The sequence below is a fragment of the Pseudomonas sp. GD04019 genome, from assembly GCF_029837695.1.
Taxonomy (GTDB): Bacteria; Pseudomonadota; Gammaproteobacteria; order Pseudomonadales; family Pseudomonadaceae; genus Aquipseudomonas.
The window spans coordinates 134778-159576 of record NZ_JAOEEA010000005.1 but is presented as its reverse complement, the minus strand read 5'-3'; the positions used below and the strand labels follow the sequence as shown (position 1 = coordinate 159576).

The window sequence follows — 24799 nt, the reverse complement described above, 5'->3', positions numbered from 1 at the left end:
GATAGCGCAGAGGGAAGACTGCCAGAAAGGCTCTGGAAAGCAAAACCGGCCACGAGGGCCGGTTTCATTCAAGGATGTAGGGCGGGTGAAACCCGCGTCGAGTCAACGCGGGTTTCACCCGCCCCACGACAGAGCGATCAGAAGCCTTCGCCCTTGGCCGCCTTCTCCAGCAGCAGCGCCGGCGGCAGGAAGCGCTCGCCGTACTGCTCGGCCAGGTACTGGGCGCGGGCAACGAAGTCCTTCACCCCGTACTGGTTGATGAACTGCAGCGCACCGCCGGTCCAGGCGGCGAAACCGATGCCGAAGATCGAACCGATGTTGGCGTCGGCCACCGACCTCAGCACGCCTTCTTCCACGCAGCGCACGGTCTCGATGGCTTGGATGAACAGGATGCGATCACGCACGTCTTCCTGGGAGATCTGCGCATCGGCCTTCTCGAAGCGTGCCTTCAGCTCCGGCCACAGGTGCTTCTTGCCGCGCTCGGGCCCGCCCGCCGCCGGATAGTTGTAGAAACCACCGCCGGCGGCCTTGCCCGGACGCTTGTACTCCTTGAGCATCAGCTCGATGACGTTGAACGCCGGGTGTTGTGGGATCTGTTTGCCCTCGGCGGCCAGGTCGGCAACGGTCTGCTGGCGGATGTGCTCCATCAGGCTCATCGACACTTCATCGCTGATCGCCAGCGGCCCGACCGGCATGCCGGCCTTGCGGGCCTCGTTCTCGATCATCGCCGCGCTCACGCCCTCGCCGAGCATGGCGATGCCTTCGTTGGTGAAGGTACCGAACACGCGCGAGGTGAAGAAGCCACGGCTGTCCTCGACCACGATCGGGGTCTTCTTGATCTGCAGCACGTAGTCGAAGCCACGGGCCAGGGTCTCGTCGCTGGTCTTGGCGCCACGGATGATCTCCACCAGTGGCATCTTGTCGACCGGGCTGAAGAAGTGCAGGCCGATGAACTTGTCCTGCTTCTGCACCGCGGTGGCCAGGCCGGTGATAGGCAGGGTCGAGGTGTTGGAGGCGATCACCGCATCCGGCAGCGCGGCGGCCTCGGCGGCGGCGTTGACCTTGGCCTTGAGGCCACGATCCTCGAACACGGCTTCGATGATCAGGTCGCAGCCTTCGAGGTCGGCGTCACTGGCGGTCGGCTTGATGCGGGCCAGGAAGGCGTCGCGCTTCTCGGCCGTCATCTGGCCCTTGGCGACCTTCTTGTCGAGCAGCTTGGCCGAGTAAGCCTTGCCCTTCTCCGCCGCCTCGACGGACACATCCTTCAGCACCACCTCGATGCCGGCAGCCGCCGACACGTAGGCGATGCCGGCGCCCATCATGCCCGCGCCGAGCACGCCGACCTTCTTGGTCACGTACTGGGGGATGCCCTGCGGGCGCGAGCTGCCGGCGTTGATCTCGTTGAGCTGGAACCAGAAGGTGCCGATCATGTTCTTCGCCACCTGGCCGGTGGTCAGCTCGGTGAAGTAGCGCGCCTCAATGATCTGCGCGGTGTCGAAGTCGACCTGGGCACCCTCGACAGCGGCGCACATGATCTTCTCCGGCGCCGGGAAGCAGCCCTTGGTCTTGTCGCGCAGCACGCTCGGCGCGATGGCCAGCATCTGTGCCACAGCCGGGGTGCTCGGCGTGCCGCCGGGGATCTTGTAGCCCTTCACGTCCCACGGCTGCACGGCGCTCGGGTTGGCGGCGATCCAGGCGCGCGCCTTGCTCAGCATCTCTTCGACAGTTGCAGCAGTGTCGTGGATCAAGCCGGCCTTGAGCGCGGCGTCCGGGCGGACCTTCTTGCCTTCGGCCAGGTACGGCAGGGCTTTTTCCAGGCCGAGGATGCGCACCATGCGCACCACACCACCACCGCCCGGCAACAGGCCGAGGGTCACTTCCGGCAGGCCCAGCTGCACGCTGGAATTGTCCAGGGCGATACGGTGGTGGCAGGCCAGGCAGATTTCCCAGCCACCACCCAGCGCGGCGCCGTTAATCGCAGCGACCACCGGCTTGCCCAGGGTCTCCAGGCGACGCAGCTGGCCCTTGATGTTGAGGATCATGTCGTAGAACGGCTTGGCGTCGGCCTTGGTGACCTTGATCAGCTCGTTGAGGTCGCCGCCAGCGAAGAAGGTCTTCTTCGCGGAGGTGACGATCACGCCGGCAATGGAGTCCTTCTCGGCCTCCAGACGCGCAACGGTCTGGCCCATGGCCTCGCGGTACTGCGCGTTCATGGTGTTGGCACTCTGGCCGGGCATGTCGATGGTCAGGACGACGATATTGTCCTGGCCCTTTTCGTAACGGATGGCGTCAGTCATTTCTTCTTTCCTCGAATCCGGAGGGCCGCGTAGGGTGGAAAACCCGTGAAACGGTTTTCCACCGGGGGCGACTTCTGGTGGATGAGCTTCGCGTCATCCACCCTACAAGGCTCAAATGCGTTCGATGATGGTCGCGATGCCCATGCCGCCGCCGACACACAGCGTGGCCAGGCCGTAGCGCAGCTCGCGCTTCTCCAGCTCGTCGAGCAGGGTGCCGAGAATGGCGCAGCCGGTGGCGCCCAGCGGGTGGCCCATGGCGATGGAGCCGCCGTTGACGTTGACCTTGTCCTCGGAGACGCCCATGTCCTTCATGAACTTCATCACCACCGAGGCGAAGGCCTCGTTGACCTCGAACAGGTCGATGTCTTCTACCGACAGCCCAGCCTTGGCCAGGGCCTTGCGGGTGGCCGGCGCCGGGCCGGTGAGCATGATGGTCGGGTCGGTACTGGTCACCGCGGTGGCGACGATACGCGCACGCGGCTTCAAGCCCAGCTCCTTGCCCTTGGCCGGGCTGCCGATCAGCATCAGCGCCGCGCCGTCGACGATGCCCGAGCTGTTGCCCGGGGTATGCACGTGCTCGATGCGCTCGACGTGGCTGTACACGCGCAGCGCGGTGGAGTCGAAGCCCATCTGGCCCATCATCTCGAAGCTCGGCTTGAGCTTGCCCAGGCCTTCGAGCGTGGAGTCGCCACGAATGAACTCATCGTGGTCGAGGATGACGATGCCGTTCTGGTCGGTGACCGGAATCAGTGATTTGGCGAAAGAGCCATCGGCGCTGGCCCGCGCGGCCTTCTGCTGCGAGCGCAGGGCGAAGGCGTCCACGTCGCTGCGGCTGAAGCCTTCCAGGGTGGCGATCAGGTCGGCGCCGATGCCCTGCGGCACGAAGCTGGTGTGGATATTGGTTTCCGGGTCCATCACCCAGGCGCCGCCGTCGGAGCCCATCGGCACCCGCGACATGGACTCCACGCCGCCAACCACCACCAGGTCCTCGAAGCCGGAGCGCACTTTCATCGCGCCCATGTTCACCGCTTCCAGGCCGGAGGCGCAGAAGCGGTTGAGCTGCACGCCGGAGACGCTGACGTCCCAGTCCGCCACCATCGGCGCGGTCTTGGCGATGTCGGCGCCCTGGTCGCCCACCGGGGTCACGCAGCCGAGCACGATATCGTCGACCTGACGGGTGTCCAGGCTGTTGCGCTCCTGCAGCGCGCGCAGCAGGCCGGCCACCAGATTGACTGGCTTGACGCTGTGCAGCGCGCCGTCCTTCTTGCCCTTGCCGCGCGGCGTGCGCACGGCGTCGAAAATATAAGCTTCGGTCATGACGTCCTCGGTAACAGGCAGCGGCGGATGCCGGGTCGCATAACCTTAATTGCCTGCCCCGAGGACTCAATGACCGATTCGCTCAGGCCTATTGACCGTTGGGCCCAGACGAGCGGTCTGTTTTTACCACCGCGTTTCGCTGAAGGCCGCGGCGTGTCTGGCTCAGGGCGCGGGGCCTCATGGAAAGCCCCGAGTCAATAACTACGCGATTCTGCCGATCCCCTTGTAGAAGCGAAGTTGTCTAAGCTGAAAGTGACGGGGCCCCTAGGATTAACCGTGCAAGGTGCCGCCGCCGGGTTTTGCCGGGGCGGCTTTTTTGTCCGAGCCACGGTTATTTCTGGCCTCGTCCTGCGACGCAACTGCAGGCCATTGGCCGAAATACCAACAAGAACAAAGGCAGTAGCATCATGTTCAAACAAGCCAAGTACCGGCAGGCGAGCCTTATCGTCCTAGCCACCACCGTTATCCTGATCCTGCCCAACGTGACTCGTCTGGTCGGCTGATCGTTCTTCCCCCGCCGTGGCCCGATGCCGTAGCGCTCGGGCTGCGGAACAACCCCCTCCTGCAATCCCCTCTTCCTCCCTCTCTGCCGCGGGCGCCTGTGTGCTAGCGTGGAAATCCGTCCATGCCCGAGGCCATCGCCATGCGTACCCTGCTGCTCAGCCTTTGCCTGTGCCTGCCGCTCGCCGCGCAGGCCGGCGACATCGACAAACCCGCCGCCCTGAAGGCACTGCAACGCAGCGACACCGTGCTGATCGACGTGCGCAGCGAGGAAGAGTTCGCCAGCTACGCCCTGCCCGGTGCCCATCTGATCCCCCACGAACAGATCGCCGAGCGTATCGCCGCCGTGGCCCCGGACAAGCACGCCCCCATCGTCCTCTACTGCCGCAGCGGCCGCCGCTCTGGCATCGCCCAGGACCGACTGCAACAACTCGGCTACACCCAGGTGATCAACGCCGGCGGCTACGAACAACTGCAACCCCTGCTCGAGGACTGACACCCCCCATGCCCACCCTGCGCAAACGCCTCGCCCACCTGCCGCTGCTTGCCGCCCTGCTGGCACCCACCGCCTGGGCCGCCGAACTCAAACTGGAACTTTCCAGCGGCAGCCGCAGCTGGAGCACCGAACAACTGCTGAGCCACCCGCAGGCCCAGAAAATCGAGATCGCCGCCGACGTGGCCTACAAGCGCACCATGCAGTATCGCGCCGTGCCACTAGCCACCCTGCTCGACGGCGTGCAACCCGGCGACCACCTGCAAGCCGTGGCCCTGGACGGCTTCGCCGCCGAACTCCCCGCTGCCCCGCTACTCAGCACCCAGGGCGCCCGCGCCTGGCTGGCAGTGGAAGACCCGGCCCAACCCTGGCCCGCCCTGGCCACCGGCAAACCCAGCGCCGGGCCTTTCTATCTGGTGTGGCAGAACCCCGAGGCCGCGCAGATCGGCCCGGAGCAGTGGCCCTTCCAGGTCTCCCACATCCGCCTGCTCAGTCCAGTCGCCCAACGCTTCCCCGCCCTGCTCCCGGCAGCCAATGCCAGCCCCGAAGTGCAGGCGGGGTTCGCGGTATTCCAGAAGAACTGCCTGGCCTGCCACCGCCTGAACGGCGCGGGGGATTCGCACTTCGGGCCCGACTTGAATATTCCGCATAACCCGACAGAGTATTTCGCGGGGGATTACTTGCGGCAGTACATTCGTGATCCACAGAGCCTACGAAAGTGGCCGCAGGGGAGGATGCCGGGGTTTAGTGCGGAGGTTTTGAGTGATAGGGAGTTGGGGGAATTGATTGGGTATTTGGGGCACATGGCAAAACACAAAGCCAGCCAGTAGTGGCTTTACGCGTGCTCAACGGATGCGCTAGCTTGCGGAAGCATCATACTTATCGACCTGCCAAGGAGTGGCCATGCAATGCCTTACCCTCATCAAACTTCACAACTGCCGTACTCCGACCGCGACTTACTCACTTGCAGCCAACCCAATTCATAGAAACAAGCGTATAGCCCGAAACACTGCTGTGAATTTATGCAGCAGAAATATCGCTTATTATCGCGAGGCTGCCATGCTCAATCCTCACCAGCACAACTGCCATACACCAATTAAAACAACCACCCAATCCGTGCACCTTAAGGATGGCTTTGCTATATCAACATTGAAACTCTTTGCCCTTATTTGTATTTCCTTGCTTGCCAGTGGATTCCAATCGACTGTGGAGGCGAGGTCATCAGCGCTAGAGGTCGATTTACCAGACGTGCAAGGATGGCAGATTGAAGCCGTTAAGAGGCTAAGTTCTGTAATGTGCTCCGCAAGGCAAAGCGAAGAAAACGGCCGAAATATGACACTGTTGGCTGATACGGGAAAATATCGGGACGGAGTATGGTTTTTGCAAATCACAACCCGTAATCAACAGTTGGAGCCAGGCGTTGATGAAGCAGCGGCAAGCCTGTCTTTAAATGGCCAGCATGTACTCACAGGCAAGGCATTGGCTGTCGGCGACTGGACCGGCGACAAGCGTACATCGGCTTATGTACGCTTTGATTTCCCCGTCATTGATCCTTACATCAAAGACATAAAGGCAGCGCGTGTTGTCGAAGTACAAGTCCAGGGCTTACCCCCATTGAAGCTGGAATCACTAGCGCCAATCATTGCCACGATAGAGAACTGCCAACAGGAAAGTTTAAGCGACGAATTTTGGAAAGACGCAAAACTCGTTTGCAATTGACAGACCATCCGCATATCGCCTCGGACATGGTTTAGCGAGTAGCCTGGATGTTCGTAGGGTGGGCAACGCTCTGCTTGTCCACCACCGGAGCGACACGAGACTTTCTACATATTTGGAATCACGCTTTGCGCCCTTACGGCGCCTCACTTTTCTTTGTTTGCGCAAAGAAAAGTAAGCAAAAGAAAGCGCACCCCGGCATCCGGGTCTGGCCTACGGCCAGACTTCCCTCGCTCCGGTGCTGCTCCGGGGGCCGGCTTACAAGGGCCGTCCCTGGCCCTTTAAGCCTCTCGCCGCATCCATGCGGCTCGTCCCCCTGTGCAGCACCTCCACTCGGCCTCCTGACGGGGACTCGGGCTCCGAGTTGCTTGGTTGTTATTCGAACGTTTCGCAAAACTCTGTAGGAGCGAGCTCTGCTCGCGAATCAGGCACGCAAAAGCTTCGCGAGCAGAGCTCGCTCCTACTATCTGGGTCCTCTTGTTACGGGGAAGGCAGGACTGTCAGGCAGCGCTAAACGCCCCTTCAGGAGGGTGAGCGGAATCGTTGCGTAGAGGGGTGAGCCGCATGGATGCGGCGAGAGGCTTAAAGGGCCAAGGACGGCCCTTGTAAGCCGACCCTCGGAGCGGCGATGGAGCGAACGAACCCGGAGCGAAGCGCAGGGCCGGATGCAGGGGCAAAGCGTTTTTGGTTACTTTTTCCGCGTTTGGAAAAAGTGACCCGCCCAGCAGGGCGGAACAGATGCTCCAACAAACACGAAAACGAGCAACGGCACGAAACCAGTAACATCGATAACTGCCGCTGACTAACGGCACCAGTCCGAGCCTTTCAAACAAGGAGATTCAAGTGGTTACCTGCTACCTCAGATACATCCTCGACCCGCAGAAGCTCAAAGAATTCGAGCATTACGGAAAGCTCTGGATACCGCTGGTGGAGAAATTCGGCGGCCAGCACCATGGCTATTTCCTGCCATCGGAAGGGGCCAACAACGTAGGCCTCGCCATGTTCACCTTCCCCAGCCTGGCCGAGTACGAGCAGTATCGGATCAAGTCGGCTGCGGATCCCGAGTGCATTGCCGCGTTCAAATATGCTGCGGATACCCAATGCATCCTGAGCTACGAGCGCTCCTTCTTCCGGCCGGTATTCACTGCCTGATGGCCCGATCGTTCCTACGCTCAGCGTGGGAGCTATCGGTGGAGAAGACACAGAACTATCAGGCAGCGCCAAACGCCCCTTCAGAAGGGTGAGTGGAATCGTCGTGGAAGGGGTTGAGCGGCATGGATGCCGCGAGAGGCGCGATGGGCCAGGGATGGCCCTTCGCGCCGGGCCCCTGGAGCGGCGATGGAGGGAACGAACCCGGAGCGAAGCGGAGGGCCGGATGGCGGGGCAAGACCTTTTGGTTCCTTTTGGGGCGACTGCCAAAAGGGACCCGCCCAGCAGGGCGGAACCAATGCTTCAATCAACACGGAAAAGGGCCTCGCCTCGATCTGCCACATACTTCAAGCCAACGATGTCCAAGCACCTACAAGCCCGAGCTGAACCATGAATCGCCGTAAGAAAATCAACCAACTGCTCAAGGCCCACGCCAAAAAGGCCAGCGCCAAGCTCGCCCCCAAGAGCAAGAACAAGTACATCAGCAAAGCCGACCGACTGAAGCTCGCTGCCGAGACCGCTCCGGAGGCTACGACTCCAGAGAGCTAAACCCGCCAAGCGTTGGAGACCCGCCCATGCACGTTCATGGAAGCTGCCACTGCGGTGGCGTTAAGTACCAAGCCCAGATCGACCCCGAGTGCACCAGCATCTGCCATTGCACCGATTGCCAGAAGCTCACGGGCTCGGCCTACCGCGTGTCGGTGCCGGCGGTTGAAGGCTCGTTTCAGTTGGTCAGCGGAGAGCCGTCCATCTACGTAAAGATCGGCGATGCCGGATCGAGACGCGCCCAGGCGTTCTGCCCGAATTGCGGCTCGCCCCTGTACACCTATGACGCAGACCACCCCAAGATCTACGGCCTGCGCGTCGGCTGCCTCGACGAGCGCCGAGCGTTGGTCCCACGCCAGCAGGAGTGGTGTCGCTCGGCACTGCCCTGGACGCAAAGCCTGACGGCCATGACCCGGCACGAAGCCGAGTGAGGGACCCGCCGGCATAGCCGAACGCTCCAAAAACCGGAAGGCTGCGGATCAGCCAGTGGACAACGCTTCGCGGTTGTCCACCCTACTTCGCAGGCTCGCCGCTCGGGGCGATGGCCAGCGCACAGAAGCGCTCCATCTCCTCAGCCCACGTCGTCATGCGCTCCGGCTCCAGCTGCACCAGCATCGCATAGCGCCGCCCACCCCAGACGGCCAGGTGCAGCGCCTCCAGCGTCGCTACAGACGGCTGCGCTGGCAGGTCGACCGAAGCCTCCATCACTCGTTGCCAGGCGCCGAGCAGATCCTCATAGGCACGCCGCTGATGCTTGCGCTCGGCCACCTGGGATTCCAGCTCCAGCATGTCCGGGTGGAACCAGGGCAAGCCGCCATCCAGGCCGGCCAGCAGCTGCACCAGGCGACCCAGACGCTCGCGCCAGCTCAGCCCCGCCGGCTGCACCGCCTGCGCCTCGATGCGCTCCAGCAGCGCCTCGATGCAATGCCGCACATAGCCCGAGTGCAGCGCGTGCTTGCTGGGGAAATAGTCGTACAGCGTGCCCACCGCTACACCCGCCTCCAGCGCGATGGCGCGGGTGGTCAGGCGCTGCCAGCCATCGCGCTGCCAAATCCGAACATAGGTGTCGAAAATCGCCTGCACGGTGACCTTGGCCCGCGCCTGGGTCGGGCGCTTGAGCGGCTTGGCGCGCTGTGGTTGGGCGGGTGGTTTGCTGGTCATGGAATCCGAACCCGGGGCTGGGGGGCACAGGCTACAGTCATTTCCCCGTCGATTCACGAGCCCAAGGTGCCCAGATGACCCTGATCAGCCAGCTGCAGAACAACAAGGCCGACCTGCAACAGACCCGCATCCACACCCGCGAGCTGCCGGCGCTGCAGGAGGGCGAGGCCCTGCTGCGCATCAGCCGGTTGGCGCTGACCACTAACAACATCACCTACGCGGCCTTCGGCGAGACTCCGCACCTGCGCTACTGGGACTTCTACCCGACCGGCGACAGCGAGTGGTTCCACATGCCGGCCTGGGGCTTTGCCGAGGTGGTGCAATCCACCGTCGAGGGACTGGCCAAAGGCGAGCGCTTCTACGGCTTCTGGCCGATCGCCAGCCATGTGGTCATGCAGCCGGTACGGGTCAGCGAGCGCGGCTTCTACGACGGCACCGCCCACCGCCTGGAGCTGACCTCCGCGTACAACCAGTACCAGCGCACCCGCACCGACGCCGCCTACCGCGCCGCCGACGAGAACTACCAGATGCTGTTGCGCCCGCTGTTCATCACCTCGTTCATGCTGGCGGACTTCCTCGAAGACAACGACTTCTTCGGCGCGCGCCAGGTGGTGATCTCCAGCGCATCGAGCAAGACCGCCTACGGCACCGCCTTCTGCCTGCAGGACAACCCGCGCGTGGCGCTGGTCGGCCTGACCTCGGCGGGCAATACCGGGTTCGTCGAACAGCTCGGCTGCTACCAGAGCGCGCTGGACTACAGCCAGCTGGAGAGCCTGGACCCGAGCCGGCCGACCCTGTACGTGGACTTCTCCGGCAACCGCGAGCTGCGCGCGCGCATCCACCGGCATTTCGAGGGCACCCTGGTGCACGACTGCTACGCCGGCTCGGCGCAGAGCCACGAGCATATCGGCGCTGCTGACACGCAGCTGCCCGGCCCGCAGCCGCAGCCCTACTTCGCGCCCTACCAGATCAAGAAACGCAACGCCGACTGGGGCGCAGCCGAGGTCACCCGCAAGTTCAACGAGGCGCAACTGGCCTTTATCCGCCGCGTGGGCGACGCGCAGAAGCCATGGATGCGGGTGGACGAGCATGCCGGCTTGCCCGCTGCGCAACAGCTGGCCGAGGCGCTGATCGCCGGCGATATCGACCCGCTGGCGGGCAATGCGGTGGTGCTGGACTGATCAGCAGCGCGAGCCAAGGGAGGTTGCCTTGCTCGCCTTCGGACGAGACTCGAAGCCGAGCGATGCCTGAGCGGCGGCTGGTGTACTGCCTTCGGCGAGTACGCCCTGCCTATCCGGCAACCCTGCCTATCGAGGTCACCCTATCTATCCGCGCGCTGTGAGGGGTGTGGGCGCGGCAAAGCTCCCGGATGGCATCCGGGCGAGCTTCAGACTGCCTGGGCCACCACCGGCTCGCCGAAGGCCAGGCGTAGCCAGTGCTGGTAGAAGCCCTCGGCCACCTTGTTCAGCGACGCGATGCGCGCCGGCAGGTCGGCGAGCATCTGCCGCTGGCCCTGCTGGCTGGCCTGGGTCTCGTCGAGCAGGTGCGCCCAGTCCTGCAGCCACCAGCGCACCAGGCCCTCGGTGACTTCCGGATGGCCCTGCAGGGCCAGCACCTTGTCGCCCCAGGCGAAGGCCTGGTTCGGGCACCAGGGGCTGGACAGCAACCACTCGGCGCCCGAGGGCAGCTCGAAGGTATCGCTGTGCCACTGGTAGACGGGGAACTCCTTGGGCAGGTGCGCCAGCCATGGGCTGCCGCTGTCGCGCCGCACCAGCGGCTGCCAGCCCACCTCGGTGTAGGGCATGCGGTGCACGGCGGCGCCCAGCGCCTTGGCGATCAGCTGGCCGCCCAGGCAGTGGCCGATGATGGGGATGTCGCGGCGAATGAAGTGCTGCAGTGCGGCGATTTCCGCCCCGATCCAGGGCAGGTCGTCGTTGACGCTCATCGGCCCGCCCATCACCGCCACCGCGCGGGGGCGATCCAGGTCGAAGCCGTTCAGCTCGTCAAGGTCGGTGCGCAGCACCGTGAAGTCGAGGCCCTGCTCATCCAGAACGGTGGCGAGGTGGCCCGGAGCACAATAATCGACGTGGGTCAGAATCAGGATGTCGGTCATGACTACTCTCCGTTGTCCGCTTGGCAAGGCAAGGCCCGTGCCGATATGCGGGACCATCCTTGTCTGGCGAACTTAATTGTTTGGAGCAGGCTAACCGAGGCAGAACAGACAGGCCAGTCCCTCTCCTTCCGGGAGAGGGGGGCCGTAGGGCGGGTGAGGGACCGAAGAACTTATCAGCCCCTCACCCCCCGCCCCTCTCCCAGAGGGAGAGGGGAGACAAGCACAGAGGGGTGACAAGCCTCAGGGAATGCACACTCCCTGCTGGTCGCTCTGCGCCAGGTCCATCAGCTCGCGACTGGCCACGGTGTACATGGCGTAGTCGGTGCCGGTGGCGGCGCGCAGTTCGGCGAGCATGGCCAGCCAGCGCTGCACCAGGGGCTTGTGCTGCTCCAGCCAGAAGCTCACCCGCTCCTCTATGTCCTTCGGACCGTCGGCCATCTGCAGCACGGCGATGGTGATCGCCCGCTGCTGCCAGTCCAGGTCGTCGCGGAACGCCTCGCGGGCCAGGGCCTGCCAGTTGTTCTCCACCGGCAGGTTGGTGATCTGCTGCAGGTACCAGGACAGCTCCAGCGCCCCGCCGGTGGCGAAATAGGCGGTGGCCACGTCCGCCGCCGGCTGGCCGGTGACGTCGGCGGCCTCGATGATCGGCAGCAGGGTGTACAGGTGGCTGGTGCCGGCGACCACGCGGGCCAGCTCTTCCGGCGTGCCGGCCTCGACGAAGCTCTGGTAGCGCGCCAGCCACTGCTCGCGGGCCGGACCTTCGAGCAGTTCGTCCAGGCGACCGGCCAGCTCGACCACGCGCGGGGCGAAGTGACCGACGTCGCGGGCAGCGTCCAGATCCTCGCGGCGGCTGCGCAGGAACCAGCGGGTGGCCCGGCGGCCCAGGCGCATCAGCTCGTCCATCAGCTGCAGCTGCAGCTCGGCCGGCACCTTGTAGTCCAGCGCCTCGATCTGCTTCCACCAGTGCGGCAGGCGGAACACATCGCGCACGATGACATAGGCGCCGGCGACATTGGCCGCGCTCATGCCGGTGGACTCCTTCAGGCGCTGCACGAAGGTGATGCCCATGTGGTTGACCAGGTCGTTGGCGATCTGGGTGCTGACGATCTCGCGCTTCAGGCGGTGGCGGCGCATGGCCTCGCCGAACTTCTCGGTCAGGCGCGCCGGGAAGGCGGTCTCCATCTCGCGGGCCAGGTAGTCGTCGTCCGGCACCAGGGATTTCAGCAGGGCTTCCTTGAGGTCGATCTTGCTGTAGGAGATCAGCACCGACAGCTCCGGCCGGGTCAGACCGCGGCCATTGGCGGCGCGCTCGTTGAGCTCGTCGTCGGTGGGCAGGAACTCCAGGGCGCGGTCCAGCTTGCCGGCCGCTTCCAGCGCGGCCATCAGGCGCTTGTACTCGGCCAGGCGCTCGCGGGCGCGGCGCTCGGCCAGGGACAGGGCCTGGGTCTGCTTGTAGTTGTTGCCCAGCACCAGGTTGCCGACCGCGTCGGTCATCTCGGCCAGCAGCTTGTTGCGCTGCTTGCCGGTCATGTCACCGGCGGCGACGATCTCGCCGAGCAGGATCTTGATGTTCACCTCGTGGTCGGAGCAGTCCACGCCGCCGGCGTTGTCGATGAAGTCGGTGTTGCTGGCGCCGCCGTTGAGGCCGTACTCGACGCGGCCGAGCTGAGTCATGCCGAGGTTGCCGCCCTCGCCCACCACCTTGGCGCGCAGTTCGTTGCCGTTGACGCGCAGGCCATCGTTGGCCTTGTCGCCGACGTCGGCATGGGTCTCGCGGCTCGACTTCACGTAGGTGCCGATGCCGCCGTTCCACAGCAGGTCGACCGGCGCCTTGAGCAGCGCGTTGATCAGCTCGGTGGGCGCCAGCTTGTCGGCCTGGATGTCGAAGCGCTCCTTCATCTGCGGGGTGATGGCGATACTCTTGGCGCTGCGCAGGAAGATGCCGCCGCCCTCGGAGATCAGCTTGGTGTCGTAGTCGGCCCAGGACGAGCGCGGCAGGGCGAACATGCGCTGGCGCTCGACGAAGCTCTTCGCCGCATCCGGATTCGGGTCGATGAAGATGTGCTGGTGGTTGAAGGCGGCGACCATCTGCAGCTGGTCCGACAGCAGCAGACCGTTGCCGAACACGTCGCCGGCCATGTCGCCGATGCCGATCACCGTGATCGGGTCTTTCTGCACATCGATGCCGCGCTCGCGGAAGTGGCGCTGCACCGACACCCAGCCGCCCTTGGCGGTGATGCCCATGCCCTTGTGGTCGTAGCCGGCCGAGCCACCGGAAGCGAACGCATCGCCGAGCCAGAAACCGTAGTCCAGGGCGATGCCGTTGGCGATATCGGAGAAGGTCGCGGTGCCCTTGTCCGCCGCCACCACCAGGTAGGGGTCATCCGGGTCGTGGCGCACCACGCCTTCGGGCGGCACCACCTTGCCTTCCTTGAGGTTGTCGGTGACGTCGAGCAGGCCGCTGATGAAGATGCGGTAGCAGGCGATGGCCTCGGCCTGGATATCGTCACGCGAGCCGCCCACCGGCAGGCGACGCGGGATGAAGCCACCCTTGGCGCCCATCGGCACGATCACCGCGTTCTTCACCTGCTGCGCCTTGACCAGGCCCAGCACCTCGGTGCGGAAGTCCTCCTCGCGGTCGGACCAGCGCAGGCCGCCACGGGCCACGTCGCCGAAGCGCAGGTGCACGCCCTCGACGCGTGGGCAATAGACGAAGATCTCGTACTTCGGCACCGGCCGCGGGATCTCCGGGATCAGCCGCGGGCTGAGCTTGAAGCTGAAGTAGTGCTTGGCCTGGCCGTCGGCACCGTTCTGGAAGAAGTTGGTGCGCAGGGTGGCCTTGATCAGGTCCAGGTAGCGCCGCAGGATGCGGTCCTCGTTGAGCACCGCGACGTTGTCGAGGGCGGCGAGGATAGCCTGTTCCAGCTTCTGCTGCTTGTCTTCCAGGTCCTCGGCGGACAACTTGCGCGCCAGGTAGAAACGGGTGCGGAACAGGCGCACCAGTTCCTTGGCGATATCGGCATGGTTGACCAGGGTGCTGGCGATGTAGCCAAGGTCGAAGCCCAGGCGAATCTGCTTCAGATAACGGGCATAGGCACGCAGCAGTGCCACATCGCGCCAGGGCATGGCGGCGGTCAGCACCAGGCGGTTGAAGCCGTCGTTCTCGGCGGCGCCTTCGACGATCCGCACGAAGGCGTCCTGCAGGGTCTCGTTGAGCTGCTGGATATCGACGCTCACCCCTTCCGCCGTGGTGAAGGCGAAGTCGTGAATCCAGTACTCGCGGCCATCGGCGCGGCGCAGCTTGTAGGGGAACTCGCCGAGCACGCGCAGGCCGAGGTTCTCCAGGATCGGCAACACGTCGGACAGCGGCAGCGGCGTGTCGGCGTGGTACAGCTTGCAGTGCAGTTCCTGTTCGCCCTGGGTCAGCGGCTGGTAGAAGCTCATCACCAGCGGACGTTTCTCGGACAGGCTGAGCAGGTGCTGCATGTCCACCACCGCCGAGTGCGGGGCGAAGCGTTCGGTGTAGCCGGCCGGGAAGCCTTTCGGGAAGTCGGCCAGCACCTGGGTGCCCTGGGCCTCGCCGGAACTCTCGATGATCAGGCTGGCGTAGTCGTCCTTCCACGAACGGCAGGCCTGGATGACTTCCTTCTCGATGCGCGCCGGGTCGATCTGCACGCGGTTCTTCGGGTCGACCTTGAGGATGAACTGCACCCGCGCCAGCACGGATTCGGAGAAGTAGGTCCAGAACTCGCAGTCGCTGGCACCCAGGCGGTCCATGAGGATCTGCTGGATCTTCAGGCGCGTCTCGGTGGAGTACACGTCACGCGGCACATAGGCCAGGCAGTAGGCGAAGCGGCCATAGGGATCGCGGCGGATGAACAGGCGCAGCTTGTTGCGCTCCTGGATCTGCACGATGGCGATGGCGGTGTTGAACAGCTCGTCCACCGGGGTCTGGAACAGGTCGTCGCGCGGCAGCACTTCGAGGACCTGCTCCAGCTCCTTGCCCAGGTGGGCCTTGGGGTCGAAGCCGGAGCGCTCGGAGATTTCCGCCACCTTGCGGCGGATATAGGGGATGCGATTGACGCTCTCGGCGTACACGGACGAGGTGTACAGGCCCATGAAGCGGCATTCCTTGACCACCTTGCCCTTGGCGTCCAGCTCACGGATGGAGACGAAGTCCGGGTAGGCCGGGCGGTGCACGCGGCTCGGCGTGGCGGCCTTGGCGAAGGACAGCAGCACCGGCTGGCGCAGGTAATCCAGGGCCTCCTTCTCGATGTGCAGCTCGTCCTTCTTCAGCCCGCTGCGCAGGCGCTTGGACAGGCCCAGCAGCGAAGCCTCGTCGTACACCAGGTGGCCGCCGTCCTTCTCGTCGACCACGGTGAACTCCTCGTAGCCGAGGAAGGTGAAGTGGTTGTCCAGCAGCCAGGTGAGGAAGGTCTTCACCTCCGCCAGTTCGGCGCCATCGACCTTGAGCTTGGCCTTGTCCAGCCAGGCCAGCAGCTGCTCGGCGCGGGTCTTCATCGGCGCAAAGTCCGCCACCGCTAGGCGGACCTCTTCCAGCACGTCCTGGATGCCCTTCTCCAGGGCACGCAGCTCGCCGACATTGGCGCAGCGGTCGATCTCCAGGTACATCAGCGCTTCGTGCTGCACGTCCTTGCCGGCGCTGCCCTTGCTCAGCAGCTCCTGCAGCTCGCCGCCCTTCTTGCGCTTCACGCTGAACACGCTGTTCTGCAGGGTGTGAATGCTGTAACCGCGGCGGTTCAGCTCCATGCGCACCGAGTCGACCAGGAACGGCAGGTCGGCGTGCAGCACCTCCACCGCGGTGTGGGTGGACTGCCAGCCGTGCTTCTCGTAATCCGGGTTGTACACGCGCACCACCGGCTTGGTGACGTCGAAGCGTTCGAGCAGGCGCCAGGAGGACAGCGTGCTGCCGGCCAGGTCGCCGAGGCGGCGCTGGGTCAGTTCGTCGAGGGAGACGATGCCGAAGAATTGCTCGGCGAACAGGGCCACTTGTGGCAGCGCCTTGTCGCTGACGTGCTGCGCCAGGGCCGCTTGCAGTTGGTGCTGGAAGTCGGCTTTGCTGGCCGCGGTGAAGAACGCCATGTTGATGCTCCACTGGACGTGTTATTCGAGTTGGGCGCGCGGCGCCGGAGGTTCCAAGCAGTCTAGGCGATAGACTGGACTCGGCAGGCGCAGGGCGACCATCAGGTCACGGCAAGCTTAGCGACAGCCCATGGCAGCTGGATTGCGGCGGCGCGACATATTCGTTCATCGCCTTGCAGCCGCCCCGCTGCTAAGGTGCGACTCCACGTAGTCCGGTAGGGAAACCATGCAGTCCCCACTCCGCCGTCATCTGCTCATCCATTTCGGCAACCTGCTGATCACCGCCATCGGCCTGGCCCTGCTCGGCCTGGCGGCCTGGTTGCGGCCGAGCCTGATCCAGCCGCTGCTGTGGGCCGGAGTGCCGGTCTACCTCGGCGTGCTGTTGCCGCGCTGGATCGGCCGCCGCGAACGCCTGCGCCGAGCCGCCCTGGCCCTGGCCGCAGCCGAGGAAAAGTGGGGCTTCGCCAGCCGCGACCACTGCGGGCCCTGGCTCAATTACATCGACCAGCCCTACCTACGCCACTGCCCGGAGTTCGCCGGGCGCTACTTCTATGGCGAGTGGCTGGTGATCCACGACGGCCTGCTGATCGTCAATCCGGGGCACTCCACCCTGGACGCCCAGCGCCAGGAAGTGCACTACGACTTCGCCCGGCCGAGCACCTACGCCTGGGACGGCTGCACGCCCAAGGTGCCGTTCTACTGGCTGGCGATCATCGGCGTGCCGGACTGGTGGGAGAAGCCGCACCGGGTGCTGCACCTGCACGGTGGCGAGCTCTGCGAGGCCGAGGTGTTCTGGCCGCTGACCCACCCGGCCAGCCTGGTGCACGACGCGCTGTACCAGTACCTCAACGCCGCGCCGGTGGCCAAGCACGAGGCCGACCTGCTGTTCTTCCGCATGCTGCGCGAGGCCGGCATGCTCTGGCTGCCGGCCTTCTCCTATTACCTGGCGGTGCGCCTGTTCGGTGCGCCGGATGTACGTGGCCCACGGCCGCGGAACAGCACCCTGCGCTGCACCAGCGTCCTGCCCGGCCCGAGCCGGCCGAAGGCCGTAGAGCGGGTCGAAGCGCGGCAGCCCGCTTGAGCCGCGCCCGCAAGCGGAACTGGTCGGCAGAGCCCATCCGAGGGCATGCCAGTTGCCGCTCCGATGCAGTAGAGTGAGGGGTCTGCTGCTGTTTTTTCACGGTCGCGCCGGTGCCGGTTTTTGAGCGGGGCTAGGCGCGAGAAGCGAGATTTGGTCCGCCAAATGAGCGACGAGCAACAACGTCCCGCTCACAAACCGGCCCGTCCCTGCGGGTTGCGCGAAAAAATGCGCCATGCGTCGTTGCAGGACTTGGCAAGGGGATTACCATTGCCTGCGTCCTGCGCCTAGCCTGGCGCATTTTTTCGCAGCAACGCGATCCGTGAAAAAACAGCAGCAGACCCCTGATCCGATCGGGTGAGTTCGGCAACCCGTCAGTCCCTTTCCAGGAAGATCCTCGATGGAACATCGTGAGGCGCTTGTCGCGCTGCGGCAATTTCTCGCTACCCAGATCCTCGGCCAGGAAAAGCTCATCGAGCGCCTGCTGATCGCCCTGCTCGCCGACGGCCACCTGCTGGTGGAAGGCGCGCCCGGTCTGGCCAAGACCAAGGCCATCAAGGAACTGGCGGAAGGCATCGAGGCCGAGTTCCACCGCATCCAGTTCACCCCCGACCTGCTCCCCGCCGATATCACCGGCACCGAGATCTACCGTCCGGAAACCGGCAGCTTCGTGTTCCAGCAGGGGCCGATCTTCCACAACCTGGTGCTGGCCGACGAGATCAACCGTGCCCCGGCCAAGGTGCAGTCGGCGCTGTTGGAGGCCATGGCCGAACGTCAGGTATCCATCGGCCGCAGCACCTACGACCTGTCGCCGCTGTTCCTGGTCATGGCCACCCAGAACCCCATCGAGCAGGAAGGCACCTACCCGCTGCCCGAGGCCCAGCTCGACCGCTTCCTGATGCACGTGAAGATCGGTTTCCCCGACGCCAGCGTGGAACGCAAGATCCTCGCCCAGGCTCGCGGCGATGCGCTGAATGGCGAGGCCAAGCCCGAACATCGGGTCAGCCAGCAGGCGATCTTCGCCGCCCGCCAGGAAATCCTCGGCCTGTATATGGCCGACGCCGTGGAGGAATACCTGGTGCAGCTGGTGATGGCCACCCGCACCCCGGCCAAGCACGACGCCGAGCTGGCCGAGTGGATCGCCTACGGCGCCAGCCCGCGCGGCTCGATCGCCCTCGACCGTTGCGCCCGCGCTCACGCCTGGCTGGCCGGGCGCGACTTCGTCAGCCCCGAGGACATCCAGGCGGTGCTGTTCGACGTATTGCGCCACCGCATCATCCTGTCGTTCGAGGCGGAAGCCGCCGGCATCGACCAGGACCGCGTGGTGCAGCGCATCCTCGACGTGGTGGCGGTGGCCTGAGTGCAGCCGCAAGTCGTAGCCCGGATGCAATCCGGGATTGCCCGCACCTCGCGCCCGGATTGCATCCGGGCTAGCGGCTGACCATCCCATGCATATCCAGCCGACCCCGCCGGGCATTCGTGTCAGCCTCGCCGAGCTGATCGAGATGCGTCACCGCGTGCGCGAGGTGCAGCTGTTTTCCACCCCGGCCAAGCGCAGCCCTCTGATCGGCCTGCACCACTCCAAGCTGCGCGGGCGCGGCGTCGACTTCGACCAGGTGCGCGTGTATCAGGCCGGCGACGACGTGCGCACCATCGACTGGCGCGTCACCGCGCGCACCCAGGAGCCGCACACCAAGCTGTTCCACGAGGAGCGCGAGCGGCCGATTTTCATCATGGTCGAGCAGAGCCGCCGGCTGTTCTTCGGCTCGGCCCTGCAGTTCAAGTCGGTGCTCGCCGCCCAGGCCGCCAGCCTGTTCGGCTGGGCCGCCCTGGCGCACAACGACCGCATCGGCGGCCTGGTATTCGGTGACGCCGAGCACCACGAAATCAAGCCGCGGCGCAGCAAACAGAGCCTGCTACAGCTGCTCAACCGCCTGACCCGCGCCAACCAGGCCCTGCACCCGGATGCCACTGGCGAGCGCGACAGCTTCGGCCTGGCCCTGCGCCGCGCCCGCGAGGTGCTACGCCCCGGCAGCCTGGCGATCATCGTCTGCGACGAGCGCGCGCTGAACGATTCCGCCGAGCAGCAGCTCGGCCTGCTGGCACGGCATACCGACCTGCTCCTGCTGCCGGTGTCCGACCCGCTCGACCACGACCTGCCCAACGCCGGCCTGCTGCGCTTCGTCGAACGCGGCGCGCAGCTGGAGCTGGACACCCGCGGCGACGACCTGCGCGTGGCCTACAGCGGCCTGGCCGAACAACGCCGCGCGCGCTGGCAACGCCTGGCGCAGAAGCTCGGCGTGCCGCTGCTGGCGCTAAGCACCGCGCATGACCTGGTGGAGCAGCTGCGCGAACAGCTCACCGGGCCGCAGGCGGGCAAGCGCGCATGAATCCGCTCGACCAACTACAGCCGACCATCGCTCCGCCACCGGTGTCCTGGTGGCCGCTGGCGCCTGGCTGGTGGGCGCTGCTGGTGCTTGTGCCGCTGCTGCTCTGGGGCCTGTGGTACCTGCGCCGCTACCTGCCGCGCCGCCGGCAGCAGGCGATTCAAGGCGAACAGCCGCTCGACCCCATGCGCCAGGCCGCACTGGCCGAACTGGCGCGCCTGGTGCGGCCCTACGATGGCCAGCACGCCGGCCCCTGGCTGCAGCAGCTCAACGCCCTGCTCAAGCGCCTGGCCCGCGCCGACTACCCTACCGACAACAGCCATGTGCTCAGCGGCCGCGCCTGGCTGGCCTTCCTCGACAGCCGCTGCCCGGCCGCCGGGCTGACCCGCTGGATGATCCTGGTGGAAGGCACCTACCGCAGCCACTGCAGCCTCGACGACAAGGCCATCAACGGCCTCAACCAGGCCGTCGACACCTGGATTCGCAAGCATGTTTGAGTTCGCCTGGCCCTGGGCCCTGCTCCTCGCGCCCCTGCCCTGGCTGCTGCGCCTGCTGCTGCCGGCGGCAGACAGTGGCGAGGCGGCGCTCAAGGTCAGCTTCCTCGGCGAGCTGGAAGGCCTCAGCGGTCGCCGCGCCCGCGCCAACCAGCCAGCCTGGCGCCAGCAGGCGCCCTTCGTGCTGCTGTGGATGTTCCTGCTGCTGGCCGCCGCGCGCCCGGAATGGGTCGGCGAGCCGCTGCCATTGCCGGCCAGCGGCCGCGACCTGCTGCTGGCGGTGGACGTGTCCGGCTCCATGGACCATGACGACATGCAGTGGGAAGGCGAAGACATCTCACGCCTGGAGCTTGTGAAGAAGCTGTTCGGCGACTTCGTCGAGGACCGCCGCGGCGACCGCATCGGCCTGATCCTGTTCGGCAGCCGCGCCTACCTGCAGTCGCCGCTGACCTTCGACCGCCACACCGTGCGCACCTGGCTGGACGAGGCGCTGATCAACATCGCCGGGCCGCAGACCGCCATCGGCGACGCCATCGGCCTGGCCGTCAAACGCCTGCGCCAGCGCCCGGCAGACAGCCGCGTGCTGGTGCTGATCACCGACGGCGCCAACAACGGTGGCGAGATCGAACCCAAGACTGCCGCGCGCCTGGCCGCCGAGCAGAAGGTCAAGATCTACACCATCGGCATCGGCGCCGATCCCGAGCAGAGCGGGATCATGGGCATGCTCGGGCTGAACCCAGGCGTCGACCTGGACGAGGCGACCCTGATCGCCATCGCCGAGCAGACCGGCGGCACCTACTTCCGCGCCCGCACCAGCGAAGAGCTGCAGCAGATCGAGGAGGCCCTCGACCAGCTGGAGCCGGCCGCCCAGTTGCCGACCCGCGCCCGCCCGGCGCTGGCCCTGTATGCCTGGCCACTGGCCGCCGCGCTGCTGATCAGCCTGCTGCTGGTGGCCCGCGAACTGTGGCCGCAGCACTGGCAGACGCTGACCGCGCGCTTCGGGGGGCAGGCCTGATGGACATGCTCTGGCCGCACTGGCTGCGCCCGTTCTGGCTGCTCCTGCTGCCGCTGCTCGGCTGGCTGCTCTGGCAACTGTGGCACCGGGAAAGGCGCAGCGGGCGCTGGCAGCTGTTGCTGCCGGCCGCGTTCCAGGCCGTGCTGCTGTCCGGTGGTCGCACCCGCAGCAACAAGCTGCCGTGGATCGCCCTCGGCCTGGCCTGGCTGCTGGCCGTGCTGGCCCTGCTCGGACCGAGCTGGCAGCGCATGGAACAGGCCAGCCAGAAACGCGCCGACCCGCTGGTGGTGCTGCTCGAACTGACCCCGGCGATGCTCGCCACCGATGCCGCGCCGAGTCGTCTGGAACAGGCCAAACGCAAGCTGCTCGACCTGCTGCAGGCGCGCAGCGACGCGCAGACCGCGATCATCGTGTATGCCGGCAGCGCCCACACCCTGGTGCCGCTGTCCGATGACCTGGCCACCGCGCGCAACCTGCTGGAAGCGGTCAAGCCGTCGATCATGCCGGAGCCGGGGCGGCGTGCCGATCTGGCGGTTAGCCGCGCCCTGGAGCTGCTCGACCACGGCGCCCAGGGTCGCGGCCGCCTGCTGCTGATCGGCAGCGAGATGAGCGCGGAAGAGCGCGAAGGCGCACGCCAGGCCCTCGGTAGCCGCGGCGAGCGCCTGGCCATACTCGGCATCGGCTCGCCCCAGGGCGCGCCGATCCGTGGCGAGGACGGCAGCTTCCTCAAGGACGCCAACGGCGCCATCCTGGTGCCGCGCCTGGACAGTGCCGGCCTGCGCCAGTTCGCCAGCGAGCTGGGCGGCCAGTACCGCAACGCGCGCCTGGACGACCGCGATCTGCAGGCTTTGGACCTGCTCGACGGCCCGCAGGAACTGCGTGAAGGCGCCGAACCGACACAGTTGCAGGCCTGGGCCGACCAGGGCCACTGGCTGCTGTTGCCGCTGCTGTTGATCGCCGCCTGCGCCGGACGCCGCGGCTGGCTGTTCTGCCTGCCGCTGCTGTTGTTCGTCAGCCCGCAACCAAGCTACGCCCTGGGCTGGGACGACCTGTGGCTGCGCCCGGACCAGCAGGGCCAGCGCCTGCTAGAGGCGGACAAGCCCAAGGACGCGGCTGCGCGCTTTCGCGATTCACAATGGCAGGGCGAGGCGCTGTACCGCGCCGGCGACTATGCCGGCGCCGCCGAGCGCTTCGCCCAGTCCGACAGCGCCAGCGCCCACTACAACCGTGGCAACGCGCTGGCCAAGGGCAACGAGCTGGAAGCGGCGCTGGACGCCTACGACCAGGCCCTGGAGCGCCAGCCGGAGCTGCAGCCGGCGCAGCAGAACAAGGCGCTGGTCGAGCAGCTGCTGCGTCAGCAAAAGCAGCAACAGCAACAGCAATCGCAGCAGGGCGACGAGCAACAGCAGGACCAGCAACAGCAGCAGTCCTCTTCCAGCCAGTCGCAAGACGGGAAGCCGCAACAATCGCCAGCCGATCAGCAGCAGTCAGCGGAACAGGGCCAAGAGAAGGACCAGCAAGGCCAGCAGCAGCCGTCGCAACAGCCACAGAGCCAGGAAGGCCAGCAGGACGGCCGGGGCCAGAAAGCCCAGCCCGGCGAACAGCAGGCGGGCGCTGGCGACAAGCCGGCAGACGCCACCCAGACCGCCAGCGCCGAGCCGCTGGACGGCGAGCAGCGCGATGCGCTGGAACAATGGCTGCGGCAGATTCCGGACGATCCGGGCGAGCTGCTGCGGCGCAAATTCCTCTACGAACAACAGCAGCGCCAGGAACAGTCCCGATGAATCGCCTGCTTTGCGCCCTCCTCCTCTGCCTGATCGGCACCCAGGCCTGGGCCGCCAGCTTCTCCGCCACCGTCGACCGCGCACGCCTGAACGAGGGCGAGACCTTCGACCTGATCCTCGAATCGGAGGACGTCACCCAGTTCGGCATGCCCGATCTGGAACCGCTCAGGCAGCAGTTCGAGGTGGTCAGCACGCGCCAGGAAAACCGCCTGTCCTCCTTCGGCGGCAAGGCGCGCTCCAGCACCCGCTGGATCATCACCCTGCTGCCGCTGCAGAGCGGCTACGTGGTGGTACCACCGCTCAAGCTGGGCGATGCCGAGAGCCAGCCGATCACCCTGCAGGTGGTCAAGGGCGACGCCAGCGGCAGCGGCAAAATGGCGCCGATCTTCATCGACGCCAGCCTGGACCAGGAGAGCATCTACGTGCAGGCCCAGGTGCTGCTGACCCTGCGCATCTACCACTCGGTGTCGCTGTACGACGACAGCAGCCTGACCCCGCTGAACATCCCCGACGCCCGCGTCGAGCAACTGGGCGACCCACGCACCTTCGAGACCGACGTCAACGGCGTGCGCCACGGGGTGATCGAGCTGCGCTACGCGATCTTCCCCCAGCACAGCGGCCAGTTGACCATTCCGTCGCAGGTGTTCAGCGCCACCCCGGCCGTGCGCGACAACGACTACAACCCCTTCGGCCCGCGTCCGGGGCGCCTGACCCGGGTGCAGTCACCGGAGATTCCGCTGACGGTCAAACCACGCCCCGCCAGCTGGCCGGCCGACGCGCCCTGGCTGCCGGCCCGCGACCTCAGCCTGAGCGAGGCCTGGAACCCGGAGCCGAACAAGGCCAGCGTCGGCGATTCGCTGACCCGCAGCATCATGCTGCGCGCCGAGGGCCTGTCCAGCGCCCAGCTGCCTCCCCTGCCGGTGCAGGACAGCCCCGGCCTGCGCCGCTACCCGGACCAGCCGCAGCTGCGCAACGAGACCAACGACAAGGGCCTGATCGGCAGTCGCGAGGAAAGCCAGGCCCTGGTGCCGAGCCAGAGCGGACGCATCGCCCTGCCGGAAGTGCAGGTGCACTGGTGGAACGTCGCCGAGGATCGCCTGGAAGTCGCCAGCCTGCCGGCACGCACCCTGGAGGTGGCAGTCAATCCGAACCTGGAAGTGGAGCCCACGACCACCGGCCAGCCCGCCCTGGTTGGTAACGGTAACGTGCTGCTGTGGCCCTGGCAGCTGGCCTGCGCTTTGCTCGGCCTGACCACCGCCCTGGGCTTCGGCCTGTGGTGGCGTGCCCGCCGCCAGCCGGCGATCCTGCCCACCGCGCAGACCGGCCCCAGCCCGCGCACCCTGCTCGACGATCTCAAACGCGCCTGCCTGGCCAACGACCCTCATGCCACCCGCCAGGCCCTGGACGCCTGGGCCCGCCAGCAACCGGAAACCCTGGCGGACATGGCCGCACGCTTCGCCACCCTGTCCGACGCCCTCGATGGCCTCAATGGCGCGCTGTACAGCGAGAGCGGCCACCAATGGCAAGGCGAGAGTCTGTGGAAGGCGATCCGCAGCCTGCCGGCCCTGGAAGCCGCGGCCAAACCGCAGGAAGCCAGCCCGCTGCCGCCGTTGTACCCACGCTGACCTCTCACGCAACTACCAGA

19 protein-coding genes are annotated in these 24799 nt (G+C 66.0%); 14 read left to right on the top strand and 5 right to left on the bottom strand.

The window, feature by feature from the left end:
* Nucleotides 1-137: 137 nt before the first annotated feature.
* Together N7607_RS10030 and N7607_RS10025 are read right to left on the bottom strand one after the other, a co-directional pair.
* The gene (locus tag N7607_RS10030; protein ID WP_279866344.1) at nt 138-2297 is read right to left on the bottom strand and encodes a 3-hydroxyacyl-CoA dehydrogenase NAD-binding domain-containing protein; all 2160 of its coding nucleotides are present in this window, start codon (nt 2295-2297) and stop codon (nt 138-140) included.
* A gap of 111 nt (nt 2298-2408) precedes the next feature.
* On the bottom strand, nt 2409-3614 hold the full coding sequence (locus tag N7607_RS10025; protein WP_279866345.1) for an acetyl-CoA C-acetyltransferase: 1206 nt from the start codon (nt 3612-3614) through the stop codon (nt 2409-2411).
* Nucleotides 3615-4257: 643 nt separating this feature from the next.
* On the opposite strand from N7607_RS10025, the gene N7607_RS10020 reads away from it, so the two are divergent.
* From N7607_RS10020 to N7607_RS09995, 6 genes are all read left to right on the top strand, one after another.
* Nucleotides 4258-4611, top strand: a complete 354-nt coding sequence (locus N7607_RS10020) for a rhodanese-like domain-containing protein (RefSeq protein WP_279866478.1) — start codon at nt 4258-4260, stop codon at nt 4609-4611.
* 8 nt (nt 4612-4619) lie between these two features.
* A complete protein-coding gene (locus N7607_RS10015; RefSeq protein WP_279866346.1) occupies nt 4620-5438 on the top strand; it encodes a cytochrome c in 819 nt (272 codons plus the stop codon).
* Nucleotides 5439-5511: 73 nt separating this feature from the next.
* Nucleotides 5512-6327, top strand: coding sequence for a hypothetical protein (locus tag N7607_RS10010; RefSeq protein WP_279866347.1), 816 nt, complete (start codon nt 5512-5514; stop codon nt 6325-6327).
* 840 nt (nt 6328-7167) lie between these two features.
* A complete protein-coding gene (locus N7607_RS10005; RefSeq protein WP_279866348.1) occupies nt 7168-7476 on the top strand; it encodes an NIPSNAP family protein in 309 nt (102 codons plus the stop codon).
* Nucleotides 7477-7863: 387 nt separating this feature from the next.
* Entirely contained in the window at nt 7864-8022 is a 159-nt protein-coding gene (locus tag N7607_RS10000) for a DUF2986 domain-containing protein (protein ID WP_279866349.1), read from the top strand.
* 26 nt (nt 8023-8048) lie between these two features.
* Nucleotides 8049-8450, top strand: coding sequence for a GFA family protein (locus N7607_RS09995; RefSeq protein ID WP_279866350.1), 402 nt, complete (start codon nt 8049-8051; stop codon nt 8448-8450).
* Nucleotides 8451-8532: 82 nt separating this feature from the next.
* Here N7607_RS09995 and N7607_RS09990 read toward each other — a convergent pair whose 3' ends face one another.
* Nucleotides 8533-9180, bottom strand: coding sequence for a TetR/AcrR family transcriptional regulator (locus N7607_RS09990; RefSeq protein WP_279866351.1), 648 nt, complete (start codon nt 9178-9180; stop codon nt 8533-8535).
* 74 nt (nt 9181-9254) lie between these two features.
* Between N7607_RS09990 and N7607_RS09985 the strand changes: the two genes are divergently transcribed.
* The gene (locus N7607_RS09985) at nt 9255-10361 is read left to right on the top strand and encodes a DUF2855 family protein (RefSeq protein ID WP_279866352.1); all 1107 of its coding nucleotides are present in this window, start codon (nt 9255-9257) and stop codon (nt 10359-10361) included.
* Between the two features lie 206 nt (nt 10362-10567).
* On the opposite strand, the gene N7607_RS09980 is transcribed toward N7607_RS09985, so the two are convergent.
* Nucleotides 10568-11293, bottom strand: a complete 726-nt coding sequence (locus tag N7607_RS09980) for a type 1 glutamine amidotransferase (RefSeq protein ID WP_279866353.1) — start codon at nt 11291-11293, stop codon at nt 10568-10570.
* Nucleotides 11294-11533: 240 nt separating this feature from the next.
* A complete protein-coding gene (locus N7607_RS09975; protein ID WP_279866354.1) occupies nt 11534-16396 on the bottom strand; it encodes an NAD-glutamate dehydrogenase in 4863 nt (1620 codons plus the stop codon).
* Between the two features lie 226 nt (nt 16397-16622).
* Between N7607_RS09975 and N7607_RS09970 the strand changes: the two genes are divergently transcribed.
* The 7 genes from N7607_RS09970 (at nt 16623) to N7607_RS09940 (ending at nt 24779) form a co-directional block, all read left to right on the top strand.
* Entirely contained in the window at nt 16623-17477 is an 855-nt protein-coding gene (locus N7607_RS09970) for a DUF1353 domain-containing protein (protein ID WP_279866355.1), read from the top strand.
* A 397-nt stretch (nt 17478-17874) separates the two neighbouring features.
* The gene (locus N7607_RS09965) at nt 17875-18834 is read left to right on the top strand and encodes a MoxR family ATPase (RefSeq protein ID WP_137971839.1); all 960 of its coding nucleotides are present in this window, start codon (nt 17875-17877) and stop codon (nt 18832-18834) included.
* 88 nt (nt 18835-18922) lie between these two features.
* Entirely contained in the window at nt 18923-19864 is a 942-nt protein-coding gene (locus N7607_RS09960; RefSeq protein WP_279866356.1) for a DUF58 domain-containing protein, read from the top strand.
* Nucleotides 19861-20358, top strand: a complete 498-nt coding sequence (locus tag N7607_RS09955) for a DUF4381 domain-containing protein (protein ID WP_279866357.1) — start codon at nt 19861-19863, stop codon at nt 20356-20358. Before N7607_RS09960 ends, N7607_RS09955 begins: the two co-directional genes overlap by 4 nt.
* Complete coding sequence (locus tag N7607_RS09950; RefSeq protein ID WP_279866358.1) at nt 20351-21370, top strand: VWA domain-containing protein; 1020 nt, start codon at nt 20351-20353, stop codon at nt 21368-21370. Before N7607_RS09955 ends, N7607_RS09950 begins: the two co-directional genes overlap by 8 nt.
* Nucleotides 21370-23154, top strand: a complete 1785-nt coding sequence (locus N7607_RS09945) for a VWA domain-containing protein (RefSeq protein WP_279866359.1) — start codon at nt 21370-21372, stop codon at nt 23152-23154. The genes N7607_RS09950 and N7607_RS09945 overlap by 1 nt, the downstream gene beginning before the upstream one ends.
* On the top strand, nt 23151-24779 hold the full coding sequence (locus N7607_RS09940; protein WP_279866360.1) for a BatD family protein: 1629 nt from the start codon (nt 23151-23153) through the stop codon (nt 24777-24779). Before N7607_RS09945 ends, N7607_RS09940 begins: the two co-directional genes overlap by 4 nt.
* The last annotated feature ends 20 nt before the right edge of the window (nt 24780-24799 follow it).